The sequence below is a fragment of the Nitratireductor aquibiodomus NL21 = JCM 21793 genome (assembly GCF_000615975.1).
In the GTDB taxonomy this organism is placed as follows: Bacteria; Pseudomonadota; Alphaproteobacteria; order Rhizobiales; family Rhizobiaceae; genus Nitratireductor; species Nitratireductor aquibiodomus.
The window spans coordinates 23,368-37,130 of record NZ_BAMP01000005.1 but is presented as its reverse complement, the minus strand read 5'-3'; the positions used below and the strand labels follow the sequence as shown (position 1 = coordinate 37,130).

Annotated in this window: 12 protein-coding genes and 2 pseudogenes; 7 read left to right on the top strand and 7 right to left on the bottom strand. The window is 61.2% G+C overall.

The features are described from left to right. The first annotated feature begins 4 nt into the window (after positions 1-4). From JCM21793_RS02575 to JCM21793_RS02560, 4 genes are read left to right on the top strand one after another with little or no spacing between them, the layout of a single operon-like run. Positions 5-955, top strand: coding sequence for an ABC transporter permease (locus JCM21793_RS02575; RefSeq protein ID WP_025029367.1), 951 nt, complete (start codon positions 5-7; stop codon positions 953-955). Beyond that, positions 952-1,803: an ABC transporter permease gene (locus tag JCM21793_RS02570; RefSeq protein ID WP_025029366.1), complete on the top strand. Its 852-nt coding sequence runs from the start codon at positions 952-954 to the stop codon at positions 1,801-1,803. The genes JCM21793_RS02575 and JCM21793_RS02570 overlap by 4 nt, the downstream gene beginning before the upstream one ends. Beyond that, a complete protein-coding gene (locus JCM21793_RS02565) occupies positions 1,800-2,606 on the top strand; it encodes an ATP-binding cassette domain-containing protein (RefSeq protein ID WP_025029365.1) in 807 nt (268 codons plus the stop codon). The genes JCM21793_RS02570 and JCM21793_RS02565 overlap by 4 nt, the downstream gene beginning before the upstream one ends. Continuing rightward, the gene (locus JCM21793_RS02560) at positions 2,603-3,349 is read left to right on the top strand and encodes an ABC transporter ATP-binding protein (RefSeq protein WP_025029364.1); all 747 of its coding nucleotides are present in this window, start codon (positions 2,603-2,605) and stop codon (positions 3,347-3,349) included. Before JCM21793_RS02565 ends, JCM21793_RS02560 begins: the two co-directional genes overlap by 4 nt. 21 nt (positions 3,350-3,370) lie before the next feature. Here JCM21793_RS02560 and JCM21793_RS02555 read toward each other — a convergent pair whose 3' ends face one another. From JCM21793_RS02555 to JCM21793_RS02525, 7 genes and pseudogenes are all read right to left on the bottom strand, one after another. Continuing rightward, positions 3,371-4,228, bottom strand: a complete 858-nt coding sequence (locus JCM21793_RS02555; RefSeq protein ID WP_025029363.1) for an endonuclease/exonuclease/phosphatase family protein — start codon at positions 4,226-4,228, stop codon at positions 3,371-3,373. After that, positions 4,225-5,372 (bottom strand): annotated as a pseudogene (ugpC, locus tag JCM21793_RS23730) (sn-glycerol-3-phosphate ABC transporter ATP-binding protein UgpC). The gene JCM21793_RS02555 and the pseudogene ugpC overlap by 4 nt, the downstream one beginning before the upstream one ends. Positions 5,373-5,392: 20 nt before the next feature. After that, entirely contained in the window at positions 5,393-6,310 is a 918-nt protein-coding gene (locus JCM21793_RS02545; RefSeq protein WP_025029362.1) for an ABC transporter permease subunit, read from the bottom strand. A gap of 10 nt (positions 6,311-6,320) precedes the next feature. Continuing rightward, positions 6,321-7,205 (bottom strand): ABC transporter permease subunit, encoded by an 885-nt coding sequence (locus tag JCM21793_RS02540; protein ID WP_025029361.1) that lies wholly within the window; start codon positions 7,203-7,205, stop codon positions 6,321-6,323. Between the two features lie 95 nt (positions 7,206-7,300). After that, positions 7,301-8,628: pseudogene (locus JCM21793_RS23725) on the bottom strand (extracellular solute-binding protein). Between the two features lie 128 nt (positions 8,629-8,756). Then, positions 8,757-9,605 (bottom strand): metallophosphoesterase, encoded by an 849-nt coding sequence (locus JCM21793_RS23720; RefSeq protein ID WP_025029360.1) that lies wholly within the window; start codon positions 9,603-9,605, stop codon positions 8,757-8,759. 148 nt (positions 9,606-9,753) lie between these two features. Beyond that, on the bottom strand, positions 9,754-10,647 hold the full coding sequence (locus JCM21793_RS02525) for a helix-turn-helix domain-containing protein (protein ID WP_025029359.1): 894 nt from the start codon (positions 10,645-10,647) through the stop codon (positions 9,754-9,756). Between the two features lie 210 nt (positions 10,648-10,857). On the opposite strand from JCM21793_RS02525, the gene JCM21793_RS02520 reads away from it, so the two are divergent. The 3 genes from JCM21793_RS02520 (at position 10,858) to JCM21793_RS02510 (ending at position 13,761) form a co-directional block, all read left to right on the top strand. After that, on the top strand, positions 10,858-11,883 hold the full coding sequence (locus JCM21793_RS02520) for a TRAP transporter substrate-binding protein (protein ID WP_025029358.1): 1,026 nt from the start codon (positions 10,858-10,860) through the stop codon (positions 11,881-11,883). Positions 11,884-11,977: 94 nt separating this feature from the next. Next, complete coding sequence (locus tag JCM21793_RS02515; RefSeq protein ID WP_025029357.1) at positions 11,978-12,478, top strand: TRAP transporter small permease; 501 nt, start codon at positions 11,978-11,980, stop codon at positions 12,476-12,478. Beyond that, positions 12,475-13,761, top strand: a complete 1,287-nt coding sequence (locus JCM21793_RS02510) for a TRAP transporter large permease (protein ID WP_036539395.1) — start codon at positions 12,475-12,477, stop codon at positions 13,759-13,761. Before JCM21793_RS02515 ends, JCM21793_RS02510 begins: the two co-directional genes overlap by 4 nt. Positions 13,762-13,763 lie beyond the last annotated feature (2 nt).

The window sequence follows — 13,763 nt, the reverse complement described above, 5'->3', positions numbered from 1 at the left end:
TTACATCGCCCGGCGGCTCGCCATTCTGTTTTTCTCGCTTCTGGCGGCCTGTGTGGTTCTGTTCATACTGCTCAGGCTCCTGCCCGGTGATCCGGCCAATTCGCTGATCTCCGTTGGCGCCGACGAAGCGCAGATCGCGGCCGCGCGGCGGCAGGTCGGTTCCGATCTGCCGCTCGCCCAGCAATTTCTCCAGTTCATCACCAGTCTGGCGCGTTTCGATCTCGGCACGTCCTTTATCAGCCGCACGCCGGTGCTGCCCGAGATCATGGACCGTCTCGCCGTTACGCTGCCGCTGACCGTGCTGTCGTTCCTGCTGGCGCTGGTAATCGCCGTGCCGCTTGGCATTCTTTCGGCAGTCAAGGCCGACCGCTGGTATGGCGCGGCCATCTCGGTTGTCTCGCAGCTCGGCATCGCCATCCCCGTTTTCTGGGTGGGCATTCTTCTGGTCACGCTGTTTGCCGTCAATCTGCGCCTCTTTCCCTCCGGCGGCTTTCCGCCGCGCGGGTGGGGCGCGCCGGTCGAGGCGCTGCGCACGCTGTTTCTGCCGATCCTCACCATCGCCATCGTGATGTCCGCCTCGCTTCTGCGCTATGTGCGCTCGGCCACGCAGGATGTGCTGGGCAGCGACTATCTGCGCACGGCGCGCGCGCTTGGCGCAGGCTTTTCCGAAGCGCTGGTGCGCCACGGCATCCGCAACGGCGCGGTGCCGGTGATGTCGATTCTCGGCATCGAGCTTGCAACCGCCCTTCTGGGCGCGGTGGTGGTTGAACGGGTGTTCAACCTGCCGGGGCTCGGCTCCATGCTGCTGCTTGCCATCGAGCAGCGCGATTATCCGAACATTCAGGGCGTTCTCTTCATCTCCACGCTGCTGGTTCTCCTGATCGGTTTCCTTGCCGATCTCGGCCAGCGGCTGGTCGATCCGAGGCTGCGTGAGAGCCGGGGAGCGCGGTCATGAGTGGGCAGGTGGAAACGGCGACAATGCCGAACAGGCGCGGTTCCCTCACGCTTACTGTCGGGCTGGTTCTCGTCGGACTTCATGTGGCGGTCGCGCTGCTGACACTGATGTGGACGCCCTACGACCCCACGGGCATGTCCGGCGGGCGGCTTGAAGCGCCGTCGCTTGCCCACTGGGCCGGCACGGATCGTCTTGGCCGCGATCTCTTCACGCAGATCATGATCGGCTCGCGCATCGCTCTGATCGTCGGTTTCGGTGCGGTGGCCATCGCGGCCACGATCGGTGTGACGCTTGGCGTTCTGTCGGCTTTTGCCACGCGTTATCTGGATGACATTCTGGCTGCCGCCTTCGACATTCTGATCGCCTTCCCGACGCTGCTTCTGGCCATGCTGGTGGTCGCGGCAACCGAGAGCGCGAGCCTGTTTTCCGCCACGCTGGCGCTGGGCATCGCCATCTCGGCCATCGTCGCGCGGCTGACCCGCATTCTCGCCAAGCGCATCCTGTCGATGGATTACATCACCGCGGCGCGCACGGCCGGGGCCTCCTGGCCAAGCATCGTCTTCCGCCATCTCCTGCCCAACATCTGGCCCATGCTGGCGGTGAATTTCGCATTGCAGTTCGGCCTCGCCGTCATTGCGGAGGCTTCGCTCTCCTATCTCGGTCTCGGCGCACCGCCGCCCAACGCCTCGTGGGGACGTCTCCTTCAGGAGGCGCAAGGCACCGTCTACACCGCGCCCTTCGGCGCAATCGCGCCGGGCATCGCGCTTGTCACGCTGGTGATTGGCATGAACCTTCTGGCCGATGGCCTGCGCGACGCGGGCGACCCGACCCGGAGGGGCCGGCAATGAGCCTTCTCGATATTCGCGGCCTGACGCTGAGCACTGGCGGTCAGACACTGGTTTCCGATGTCTCCTTTTCCATCGCGCCGGGTGAACGGCTCGGCCTGATCGGCGAATCCGGCTCCGGCAAATCGCTCACCGCACTTGCCACCATTGGCCTTCTGCCGCGTGGGTTCCGGGTTCAAGGCTCCATCAAACTCGATGGTCACGAGGTCGTGGGAGCATCCGAAAGCGCGATGATCGCCCTGCGTGGTGCGACGGCGGCCACCGTGTTTCAGGAGCCGCTTACCGCGCTCAACCCCTTGATGAAGGTGGGGAAGCAGGTTGCCGAGCCGGTTGTCCGCAGGCATCGCCGCGCCGGCGAAACGGTTGATCGCGCAGCCGTCGCACGCGAGGTGCATTCGCTTCTCGAACGTGTTTCATTGCCGGACATCGACCGGATCGTAAAATCCTACCCTTACGAGATTTCCGGTGGGCAGCGGCAGCGCGTGGCCATTGCCATGGCGCTCGCCTGCCGTCCGAAACTGCTGATCGCGGACGAACCCACCACGGCGCTCGACGTCACCACGCAGGTGGAAATCCTCGATCTTCTCTCGGGTCTCGTTCGCGAGGACGACATGGCGCTTCTCTTCATCAGCCACGATCTTCCGGTGGTGGCGCGCGTGACGGAAAACGTTGTCGTGTTGCGCCGTGGCGAGGTGATCGAGCGCGGGCAGGTTCACGCGGTGTTCGATGAACCGAAACACGAATACACGCGTTCTCTGGTCGATGCGGCCACCGCGTTCGACAAGGCGCTGGGGCCTGCAAGATGAGCCTGATTTCACTCGACAATGTGGCCTTTGGCTACTCACGCAAACAGCAGGTTCTGCACGATGTCTCGTTCAACCTGCGCTCCGGCGTGAATGTTGGGCTGGTGGGGGAGTCCGGCTCCGGCAAATCCACGATCCTGAAGCTTCTGCTCGGTCTGGCACGTCCGACCGGCGGGCGAATTCAATTCGGCGACGCCGAACTCAACCCCGGCGACCGCGCCTTCATGCGCGATTACCGCAGGGCGGTTCAGGCTGTCTTTCAGGATCCCTATTCCTCGCTCGACCCGCGCCAGAAGGTGCAGTCGATCATCGCCGAGCCGTTGCGGGCGCTGCGCATTCCCGGGTCTCATCAGGAGGCGGTTGAAAAGGCGATCCACGATGTCGGCCTGCCGGTGGACGCCATCGACCGCTATCCGCATGAATTCTCCGGCGGTCAACGCCAGCGCATTGCCATTGCGCGCGCCATCGTCGCGCGGCCGCAACTCATTCTGGCGGACGAGGCGGTGAGCGCGCTCGACCTGTCGACGCGGGCCCGTATTGTCGATCTTCTCAAGGCGCTGTCGGAAGAGATGACGATCCTGCTTGTCTCGCACGATCTGGCCGTTGTCGCGGCGCTTTGCGAGGAGATCGTCATTCTGGAAAAGGGGAAGGTCGTCGAAAGCGGCAGGACCGCCGACATTCTTGCAAACCCCGCGCATCCCTACACGCAGAAACTTCTGGCGAGCGTGCCGCGAATGCCGGCCTGAGGCCGGCACCCGCAGTAAAAACTAGAGTTCGATCTCAACCCATAGCGGCTGATGGTCCGAGCCCTGCGCATCCATGTCGATCCATGCACGTTTCACGCTGCCGGCCATGTTGCTGCTAACCACGCAATGGTCGATGCGCTCGCCCGAGCCGATGAAGCTCACGCCTTCGTCCTCGTCATTGCCTGCAGCCACCCATGCGTCGGTGAAACCGCCGTCCTGCACGAGGCGGCCATGCTTCTCCACGCGGTCGCCAATCAGCAACGCGTATTCCTCGCTGTCGGGCGTGAAGTTGAAGTCGCCCATCACGATTGTGCGGCCGGGCACGGGCGGCGGCGGGATTTCATACCAGTCGCCGGCGATGTTTCCGCCCCATGCCGAACCACGATGCGACGCGTTGAGGAGAAGGTCCATCGCCTGATGCACCTGTGGCAGTCGCGTCTGCGGGCCGATATGGTCGAAATGGACCGAGCAGAAACGCAGCGCACCTGCGTCCGTCGCGATCACGGTTTCGATGAGCGCGCGTTGCTGGTGATACTGGTTCACCAAAGCCATCTTCGGCAGAAGATGGTTCATGGATGAGAGGATCGGCCAGCGCGACAGCACCATGTTGCCGACCTGCCGGCGACGATGCGTGACCGTGCCGTCATCGCCCACGATGGAGGCGTCGATGTCGATGCCCGGTCCATAGACCCAGTGATAATCCGGCAAGCGCGCGCCGATCTCGCGCGCCTGATGCACGAGGCCGGTGCGCGGGAAATGGGTTTCCACTTCCTGCAGGGCGATCAGGTCTGCGCCCTTGATCTCCGAGACGATGCGGTCGAGGTCGAACCGTTCGTCCTTCCCCTTGGAGTACTGGATGTTGTAGCTGACGAGCTTCATTGAACGGCTCCGGCAAAACTGGTCTGACTGGAAGTGGCGGTTCTGGCGGGTGGGGTGGTTTCCGCCACGATGCGTTTTTCGGTGACTGGATCGAACAGGTGCACGCTCTCGGCGTTGATGGCGAGCTGGCAGGGTGTGCCCGGCGCCGGGTGCTTGCGCCCTGCGGAGTGCAGCACGAAATCGCGCCCGGCGAGGCGCCCGTGCATCAGCCGGCCGCTGCCCTGTTCTTCGGAGAAGTCGAAAGCGACGGTCAGAAGGTTCGGATCGTTGGCTTCGGGTGCGATCTTCAGGTCTTCCGGCCGTAGCCCGACGATCACCGACTGGCCCGCGATGCCCTTGCCGATATCCGGGTTCACGGGCAGGCGGAAACTGGTGTTGTCGATCACGGCGAAGGTGCCGCATTCGGACACGCCGCAGGGCAGGAAGTTCATGGCAGGCGAGCCGATGAAACCGCCGACATAGACGCTTGCAGGCGCATGATAGACGTCTTCCGGCGTGCCGACCTGCTCGATCCGGCCCCCGTTCATCACCACAAGACGGTCGGCGAGCGACATGGCTTCCACCTGATCGTGTGTCACGAAGACGGAAGTTGCCTTGAGCGCGCGGTGAAGGCGGCGGATTTCAAGACGCATCTGTACACGCAGCTTGGCGTCGAGGTTGGAGAGCGGCTCGTCGAACAGGAACACTTTGGCTCGCGCACGATGGCGCGGCCCATGGCGACGCGCTGGCGCTGACCGCCCGAAAGCTGTGCCGGCTTGCGGTCGAGAAGCTGGTCGAGGCCGAGGCTCTTTGCTGTGGCTTCCACCTTCTGCATCCGTTCGGCCTTTCGCATGCCGCCAACCTTCAGCGCATAGCCGATGTTCTGCGCCACGGTCATGTGCGGGTAGAGCGCGTAGTTCTGGAACACCATGGCGCAGCCGCGCTCGCGCGGTTCGAGCCGGTTCACAACCGTGTTCTCGATGGCGATCTCGCCAGCGCTGATTTCCTCAAGCCCCGCGATCATGCGCAGAAGCGTGGACTTGCCGCAGCCCGAAGGGCCGAGAATGACGATGAACTCGCCATTATGGATATCGAGGTCGACACCGTGGACGACCTGGTTTTTCCCGTAAAATTTCTCGACTTTGCGAATGTTGATATCGGCCATGACGACAGCCTTTCCTAAACTTATTTTTCGGTGCTGATGAGGCCGCGCACGAACCAGCGTTGCATCAGGACAACGACGAGCAGCGGCGGCAGCATGACGATGAGTGTGCCGGCCATGGCGACGTTCCAGTCGGCAATGGCGTCAGGGCCGGGGATGAGACGGCGCAACTCCATCACCACAGTGGAGTAGTTGGCCCGGTCGGTGATGATGAGCAGTGGCCAGAGATACTGGTTCCACGCATAGACGAACATGATGGTGGCAAGGGCTGCGATATTGGTGCGCGACAGCGGCAGAAGCACTTCGATGAAGAAGCGGAAGGGGCCGGAGCCGTCCATCTTGGCCGCCTCCACCAGTTCGTCGGGAATGGTGAGGAAGAACTGGCGGTAGAGGAATGTGCCGGTGGCCGTGGCCACCAGTGGCAGGATCAGGCCGGTATAGGAGTTCAGCATGTTCCATTCGAGCGAGAGCTCGACGCCGGAGATTTGCGCGATGAGCCAGCTTATGCCCGTTGCATCGAGAATGGTCTGGAACGGGTAAAGCGCGTTGGCAGCCACCGAGTAGGTGGGCACGATGCGCACTTCCAGCGGCAGCATAAGGGTGATGAAGATCACCCAGAAAAACACCATGCGCAGGCGGTAGTTGAAGAACACGATGGAGAAGGCGCTGATGGCCGAGATGATCACCTTGCCGATCACGACGGCGATGGCGACGATCATGGAATTCATGAACTTCACGCCGAATTCGGCACGGGTCCATGCGGCGGTGAGGTTGGTCCACAATTCGCCGCCAGGCAGGTAATGCACGTCCGGCGAGTTGACCTCGGCGACCGTCAGCGTAGCGGCGACAAAGGCCATCCAGATCGGCACGACAAGCAGAAGCGCGCCGAGGATCAGGATCGCGTGGGTGACAATGTTGAGGAGTGGGGTGCGTTCGATCATGGCTGGCTCCTCAGGTGTAGTGCACGCGGCGTTCGATGAAGCGAAACTGGAAGAAGGTCATGAGGATGACGAGTGCCATGAGAACCAGTGATTGCGCAGCGGCACCGGAATAATCGAGCCCCTGAAAGCCATCCACATAGATCTTGTAGACCATGAGCTCGGTGGCGCGGGCCGGACCGCCTTCGGTCAGAATGTCGATGATGCCGAAGGAGTCCGTGAAGGAATCCGTCATGTTGATGACCAGCAGGAAGAAGATGGTCGGCGCGAGCAGCGGAAGCTGCAGATCGACCATGCGGCGCATCACGCGCGCGCCGTCCATGGAGCCTGCCTCGATCAGCGAGCGCGGAATGGACTGGAGGCCGGCGAGAAAGAAGATGAAGGAATAGGAGACCTGTTTCCACGCCTGAGTGATGATGATCGCGGTCATGGCATCGACGCCGGAAAGCGCCGGGTTCCAGAGGCCGGGGGAAAGCGTGTTCAGATAGGCGAAGACGCCCGACTGCGGATTAAAAAGAAAGCGGAACGCGAGCGCGGCGGCTGGTGCCGCGATGGCATAGGGCCAGATCATGCCGACGCGAAAGAAGCGATAACCGCGTAACTGCCGGTCGGCAAAGAGCGCCAGCACCAGCGCCAGAGACATGGCAAGCCCGGTCGAAAGCACGGCAAAGACGATGCTGCGCCAGATCGAGGCCCAGTAGGTCTCGTCGGAGAAAACCGCCTTGAAGTTGTCGAGCCCGACCCACTGATTGCCGCCGCCGAAGGGTTGTTCAAGGGTGAAAGCCCAATACATGGCCTGGGATGCCGGCCAGTAGAAGAACACGAAGATGATCAACAACTGGGGGGCGATGAAGAGATAGGCCAGCCAGTTGGCTTTGAAATAAGCGCGCTTTTGCATGGACGTTCCGGGGGTTGCGAAGGTCGCTGGAGGTCGGGCTCAAATGGAACGCGCCACGGCCTGGATGAGCCGCGGCGCGCTGTTTCTGGCCTGCCTCAGGGAAGCGTCTTGCCGTTGTAGGTACGCTCGAACTTGCGCAGGATCGTGTTGGAACGCTTGGCTGCGTCGTCCAGTGCTTCCTGCGGGGTCTTCTGTCCGCTCAGGACTGCCTGCATCTGCGAGGTCCACTCGGCGCGAATCTGCACGAAATTGCCGAGACGGATGCCACGGGTCAGCGGGGTGACCGGCGAGTAGGTGAGCGATTCGATGGCTTTCTCACGGCCCTTGTAGGGGCGCTCGTCGTAGAAGCCTTTTTTGACCAGATAGTCGAAGCCTTCATCGGTCACCGGAATGTAACCGGTAACGGTGCTCCAGAACTCTGCGGATTCGGGCTTGGCGAGGAATTGGAAATACTCGGCAGCGCCGCGATACTGTTCGTCGGTCTTGCCGGAGAGGGTCCAGAGCGATGCGCCACCCACGACCGAGTTCTTGCGCTCCGTGCCCTCGTAGACTGGCAACATGGCAACGTCCCAGAGGAAACCCTCGCCGACCTGCTCGGTGACGGCCTGGTGGCTTGCGATGGAACCGAAGTAGTGCGCGCACTCGCCCGCTGCAAAGGCATCACGCGTGGAAAGGCCGGTTTCGCGTGTCTTGATGAGAAGAAGGCCCTCATCGATCCAGCGCTTGATGTCTTTCATGTGCTTGGCATGAAGCGTGGTGTTGAACACGATTTCGGCGTCAAGGCCGTCATAGCCATTGTTCTTCGTGGCGATCGGCTCGCCATGCACCATGGAAAACTGTTCGAGATCGACCCAGGAAGACGGCGCGTAGCCAGCGGGGCAGGCGTTGCCGGCTTCCTTGAGCTCGCGGAGAACCTGCTCATATTCTTCCCAGGTCTTCGGCGCTTCGTCGCGGCCGATGGATTTGTAGGCGTCGACATTCCAGTACATCATCGCCGTCGAGGAATTGAACGGCATGGACCAGAGGCGGCCCTGCGAATCCGCATAATAGTTGCGATGCCGGGAAAGTAGGAATCCCAATTGATGTCAAAGCCGTGGTCTTCCATCAGCTTGTAAGCCGGGTAAACCTGCCCGGAGAGCATCAGGTCAGGTGCCGAGACCTCGACGCCCTGCACGATGGTCGGATGCTTCTTGGCGCGGAAAGCGGCGATGGTGTTCTGTAGAGCCGTGGCATAGTCGCCCTGGCTGACGCAGGAAATTTCGTATTTGTCCTGGGAGGCGTTGAAACGGTCGCAGGTGGCCTGGACCTGGTCGCCCAACTGGCCTGTCAGGCCATACCAGTATTCGAACTTCACCTTCTCGGCCATGGCTGACGTTGTCAGCGCCAGAAGCGCGAATGTGCTTGCGATGAGGGTTTTCTGCATCTTGGTTCTCTCAGATGGGAAAGGAGCGGTCGCCGGCTTCAGCACCGGTCGCGCCTTGGCTATCGGTGCGCCTTGACAGTCGGGTGACCGCAAAATGAAAGTTATTTGAAAGCTGTGGATCGACTTCTTTAGCCGGCCACTTTTTCGCGCTCAGCACCGTCGTCGGCGTGCCTGCGCCGTTTGCCGAACAGGCCGTCGGCCATTTCCGCGTGGCGGTGAATGTAGTCATGGAAATGCACGAGCGTGCTGTGCTCGTCAGCCAGAACCACGGCGTACTGAGCGGGGCCATCGAGCCGCAGCGGCTGGCCGGGCATGCCTGGCAGGTGCGCGTTGACATCGTAGTGGTTGCCCGAAATCGTGGTCAGCGGGATGCCGTGCCACAGGCCCGTTGTCTGGCGGTGCACATGGCCGGCGATAACCTGACGAATGTCGGGGTGCGTCTTCAGAACATCGCGGAAGCGGTCTGATTCCTGCAGCTTGATCTGGTCCACGGGCATGTGGAGATCGTTTGCATGGTGATGCATAACGATGATGACGGGCTGGTCCTTCGCCTCTTCGAGGCGTGCAGCGAGCCATGAAAGGCGCGTTTCGCACAGAACGCCGCTGACAATCTCCGGCTCGGAGGAATCGATGACGATGACGCGATAGCCCTTCACATCGATGGCCTTCTGGATATGGCCGTTCTCGTCGTCGTGCAGGGTGCCGAAGACCTGCTTGAAGCGATCGCGGTGATCGTGATTGCCGAGCGTGAGAACGACGGGCATGTTGAGCTGGTCGATCAACCGGTCAAGGATCTCATAGGCGGGCACTTCACCACGGTCGGCAAGGTCGCCGGCAAAGATGCAGAAATCTGCGTCGCCATGGTTGGTGTTGGCGCTGTCGATTGCCGCCTGAAGGCGCCTGGTCGTGTCCAGGCCGTTTGTGGCGACACCCTCGGGTGAAAGATGGATGTCGCTCATGACGATGAATTTCAGCATGACTGTCCCGCTTTTGTGTTGGGTCTTGATTCATGGGCCGGGTGGCCGATGAGCAGCGGGTATCATTGCTCTGTGTCGGGCAACTGACAGATTTGTTGCGGCTGCACGACAGTGCGTTGACTGGAGGCGCGGAACCGGAAGAGAGGCTTCAGGCTTCGGCTGGGATGGCGTATTTCTCGATCATGGTTTCGAGGTAGCTCGCCGCTTCATCGCCCTTGAGCGCATCGCCCCAGAGACCTTCGGCGATGTCTTCATGCAGTTTCATCGCTTCGGGAGCGGAGGTGATGAGCGCCACGCCAACGCGAATGTTCGGCTGTTCGCCGAGCCGGAACGGGCTGATCGCCAGAACCGAACGGTCCTGTTGGCGGAATATCTGGAAACTCGTAGCCGGGACGGGCTCGCGCACGATGCCGATCTGGATGCCGATGGGCTGTTCGCGCAGCATGGAGAGGATGTATTCGGCTTCACGTCGGGCTTGGAGGCGGCGTTTGTTCACCACGTCTGGCGGCAGGTCATGCCGGCCGATCAGACCGTGCAACAGGAACCCTTCGAGATCGGACGAGGCGATCAGGCTCACGATCAGTGGCCGGCGGAGGCGAAACGCTTTCTTGCGCGCACGCAGGATGTCGATCAGTGCATCCACCACCTCTCCGGCGCTGCCTTCGGGGTCGATTTCCGGCGGCACGGATTCGCGCAGCACTTCCTGCAGCGCGTCGTCATAAGCATCCGAGGTGAGAAGATAGGAGACAGGACTGAACAGGCCGATCACCTGCTGGCAGTCGTCTTCGAGTTGCCGCATGCGCTCGAAAAAGGCGATGGCGCTTGACACATACTCCACGCCGACGCCCATCAGGCTTGGCAGCGAAACGCCCAGCACATCGGCGATGCTGGTGAGCATCTCGATCTTCCGAATTTCGCCTTTTTCCGCGCGATAAAGCGCGGCACGCGAGATGCCGAGCTTTTCTGCCAGTTCATCGGGAGCAAGCCCCTTGCCGAGACGATACGCGCGCAGCCGGGCACCGATGTCGCTGAATCTGATCAAGTCGCCCTGTGACACGCTTTTTTCTCGCAAGTTCCCGTTCCTTCCGTTATCGGGTGCCCTGTATCGGCTTGTCAACGAAGATGCTCAAATAAGCGTTGAAAGCTCATAAATTGGACAAAAATACAGTTCGTCTCAATTTTGAGAATTTCGTTGACAGGCTTTTTCGGGGCTCGTAGTCTGCGTTTTCAAAAAAGCAATGGAGGCGGAACAATGAAACATCTCATTCGTAAACTGGCTGCAACGACCGTGATGGGCGTGGCTGGCGCGGCATTCGCGACAGGCGTCTGGGCGGCGGATTTCGTGGCCAAGATCGGTCACCTGGAATCGGCGCAGCAGTCGCGTCACGTTCATCTTGAGAAGGTGGCCAAGCTGGTCAATGAGCGCACCGACGGTGCGGTTGAGTTTCAGCTCTTCCCGCAGGGCCAGCTCGGCCAGCAGCGCGAAATGACCGAGGGTGTCCAGCTTGGCACGCTAGAGGCAACGGTTGCTCCGGCTGCCTTCCTTGGCGGCTTCAACCCTGCCGTCTCCATTATGGACATCCCCTTCCTGCTTCCCGACAATGACGAGACCGCACAGAAGATCCGCGGCGGTGCATTCGGTGAGGCGCTCTGCGATTCCTTCAATTCGCGCGGCGTGACCTGCATCGGTCTGTGGCCGAACGGCAAGAAGAACTTCACCTCTTCCAAGCCGCTCGCAAGCCTTGACGACTTTGCCGGCCAGAAGTTCCGCGTGATGGATTCCAATATCCTGATCGAGCAGTTCAACTCGCTTGGCGCATCGGCCATCGCGCTGCCGTTCGGCGAGCTTTACACCGCGCTTCAGACCGGCGTTGTCGATGGCGAGGAAAACCCGCTCGACACCATCCAGCGCATGAAGTTCTACGAAGTGCAGAAGCACCTCGTGCTTTCCGATCATGGCGCGATGGAAGATGTGATCCTGTTCAATCCGACCTGGTGGGCAAGCCTGCCTGAGGAGCACCAGAAAACCATCGTCGACACGTTCAACGAGGTCATTCCGGACCTGATCGCCCACAAGGCCGAGGCCGTTGCCGCAGCGCTTGAGGAGATCAAGGCTTCCGGCATCGACATTCGTGAGATGAGCGACGACGAGAAGGCCGCGTTCCGCGACAAGATGTATCCGGCTGGCCGCGACGCCTATGTAGAGCGCGCCGGCGAAGAGGGCGAAAACCTGATCGCCGTCTATGAGAAAGAGTACGAGGCGGCCACCGCGCAGTAAGCGCGAGCCTCTAACCAAACCGAAGCATTGACTTTCATATGCCGGGCTCCACCGTGAGCCCGGCAACGGTTCCCTTTTTCCAAGGAATGAGACCTTGAAAGCACTTGCCATCATCAGAACAGCCGAGCGCGCCGCAGCGGTCTCCATCTTCCTTGTCATGGTCGCGCTCTACTTCGCCAATGTGCTGGCGCGGCAGGTTGGCGGCACGTTCGCCTCCGAGTTCGCCTGGGTCGAGGAAGCCGTGCGGCTGATGAGCCTTTTCCTCGTCTTTCTCACGGTCGGTCTTGCCCTTGAGAATGGGCGTCACGCCGGCGTTCACACCTGGCGCGACCGCATCGCGCGGGCTACGGGCCTGCCGCTTCGAAAGATCGTCGACGCGGTCGGCTTCGTGTTCTGCATCTATCTCGTCTGGCTCGGCTACCAGATGACCGCCTTCGTTTACGGCATGGGCCAGAAAAGCCCGACACTGAACATCCCGGTCTTCTGGATTTATCTCGCGCCCACCATCGGTTTTGCGCTCATGGCGCTGCGCTTCGCGCTCAGCTTCTTCGGCCGCATCGATCGTTTTGCCGGACAGGCGTCGGAGGAACAATGATCCTTTTCGCACTCGTCATCATCGTCGCGGTCCTGCTGCTGGTTCTCGGTTTCGAGATGTTTCTCGTGCTGGGCGTGCCGGCGCTCATGATTAAGGAATTCTTCTACGGAAACCTCCCCGATCCGGTGGTGATCCAGAAGGTTCTCGGCGGCATCAACCACACGACGCTTCTGGCCATTCCCTTCTTCATTCTCGCTGCAGAACTGATGGGCGAAGGGCAGATCGCGCGCCGCCTGACAGGTCTGGTCAAGGTGCTCGTCGGTCATTTGCGTGGCGGCATGGGCTACACCACAATCGGCGGTTCCATGGCGTTCGGCTCGGTTTCCGGGTCAGCTCCGGCCACGGTCGCGGCTATGGCGCGCATGGTCTATCCGGAAATGCGCAAGGCCGGTTTCAGCGACAAATTCTCGCTCGGTCTGATCGTTTCCAGCGCCGAGACGGCGCTGCTCATTCCGCCGTCCATCACCTTCATCATCTATGGCTGGATGACAGGCACCTCCGTTGCCAAGCTCTTTGTCGGTGGTCTTGCCGTGGGGCTGGTGCTTGGTCTCGCCTTCGCCATCATGGCGGCGCTTGAAGCGCGGCGCTCCGGCGTCGAGCGCGGGCCGCGCACAAGCTGGAAGGAGCGCGTTCTCGCAATACGCGACGCCGGCTGGGCGCTCGGCATGCCGATCATCATTCTTGGTGGCATCTACAGCGGCTATTTCACGCCGACCGAGGCGGCGGCTGTCAGTGTCGTCTACGCGATCTTTGTGGAAGGGGTGATCTTCCGCGAACTGACGCTGCGCAAGCTTTTCGCCGTCACCGAGCGTGCCGCGATCTCCACCGCGATCATCTTCATTCTACTGGCGATGGGTGGGCTTCTTTCCTATTTCATCACGCTGGCGCAGGTGCCTTCGGCGATCACCGCTTTTCTGGAAGCGATCCATGCCGGGCCGATCATGTTTCTGCTGATCGTCAATGTCAGCTTCCTGATCGCGGGCATGTTCATCGACCCGAATTCAGCGCTGCTGATCCTCGTTCCGCCGCTTTATCCGGTGGCGACGGCGCTCGGCATCGATCCCGTCCATTTCGGCATGATCGTCACGCTGAACATTTCGATCGGCATGATCACGCCGCCCTTCGGGCTCGACATCTTCGTGGCGTCCTCGACGCTGTCGAAGCCGGTTCTGACGATCATTTCGGGCCTGTGGCCCTTCATCATCGCGAACCTCATCGTGCTGGCGATCATCACCTATGTGCCGGACATTTCCATCTTCCTGCCGAACCTGGTGTTCGGATGACG

Coding starts and splice junctions, on each gene's coding strand:
- JCM21793_RS02510 (WP_036539395.1), top strand. CDS start 12,475: ATGATCCTTTTCGCACTCGTCATCATCGTCGCGGTCCTGCTGCTGGTT.
- JCM21793_RS02520 (WP_025029358.1), top strand. CDS start 10,858: ATGAAACATCTCATTCGTAAACTGGCTGCAACGACCGTGATGGGCGTG.
- JCM21793_RS02540 (WP_025029361.1), bottom strand. CDS start 7,205: ATGCAAAAGCGCGCTTATTTCAAAGCCAACTGGCTGGCCTATCTCTTC.
- JCM21793_RS02555 (WP_025029363.1), bottom strand. CDS start 4,228: ATGAAGCTCGTCAGCTACAACATCCAGTACTCCAAGGGGAAGGACGAA.
- JCM21793_RS02560 (WP_025029364.1), top strand. CDS start 2,603: ATGAGCCTGATTTCACTCGACAATGTGGCCTTTGGCTACTCACGCAAA.
- JCM21793_RS23720 (WP_025029360.1), bottom strand. CDS start 9,605: ATGCTGAAATTCATCGTCATGAGCGACATCCATCTTTCACCCGAGGGT.
- JCM21793_RS02545 (WP_025029362.1), bottom strand. CDS start 6,310: ATGATCGAACGCACCCCACTCCTCAACATTGTCACCCACGCGATCCTG.
- JCM21793_RS02565 (WP_025029365.1), top strand. CDS start 1,800: ATGAGCCTTCTCGATATTCGCGGCCTGACGCTGAGCACTGGCGGTCAG.
- JCM21793_RS02570 (WP_025029366.1), top strand. CDS start 952: ATGAGTGGGCAGGTGGAAACGGCGACAATGCCGAACAGGCGCGGTTCC.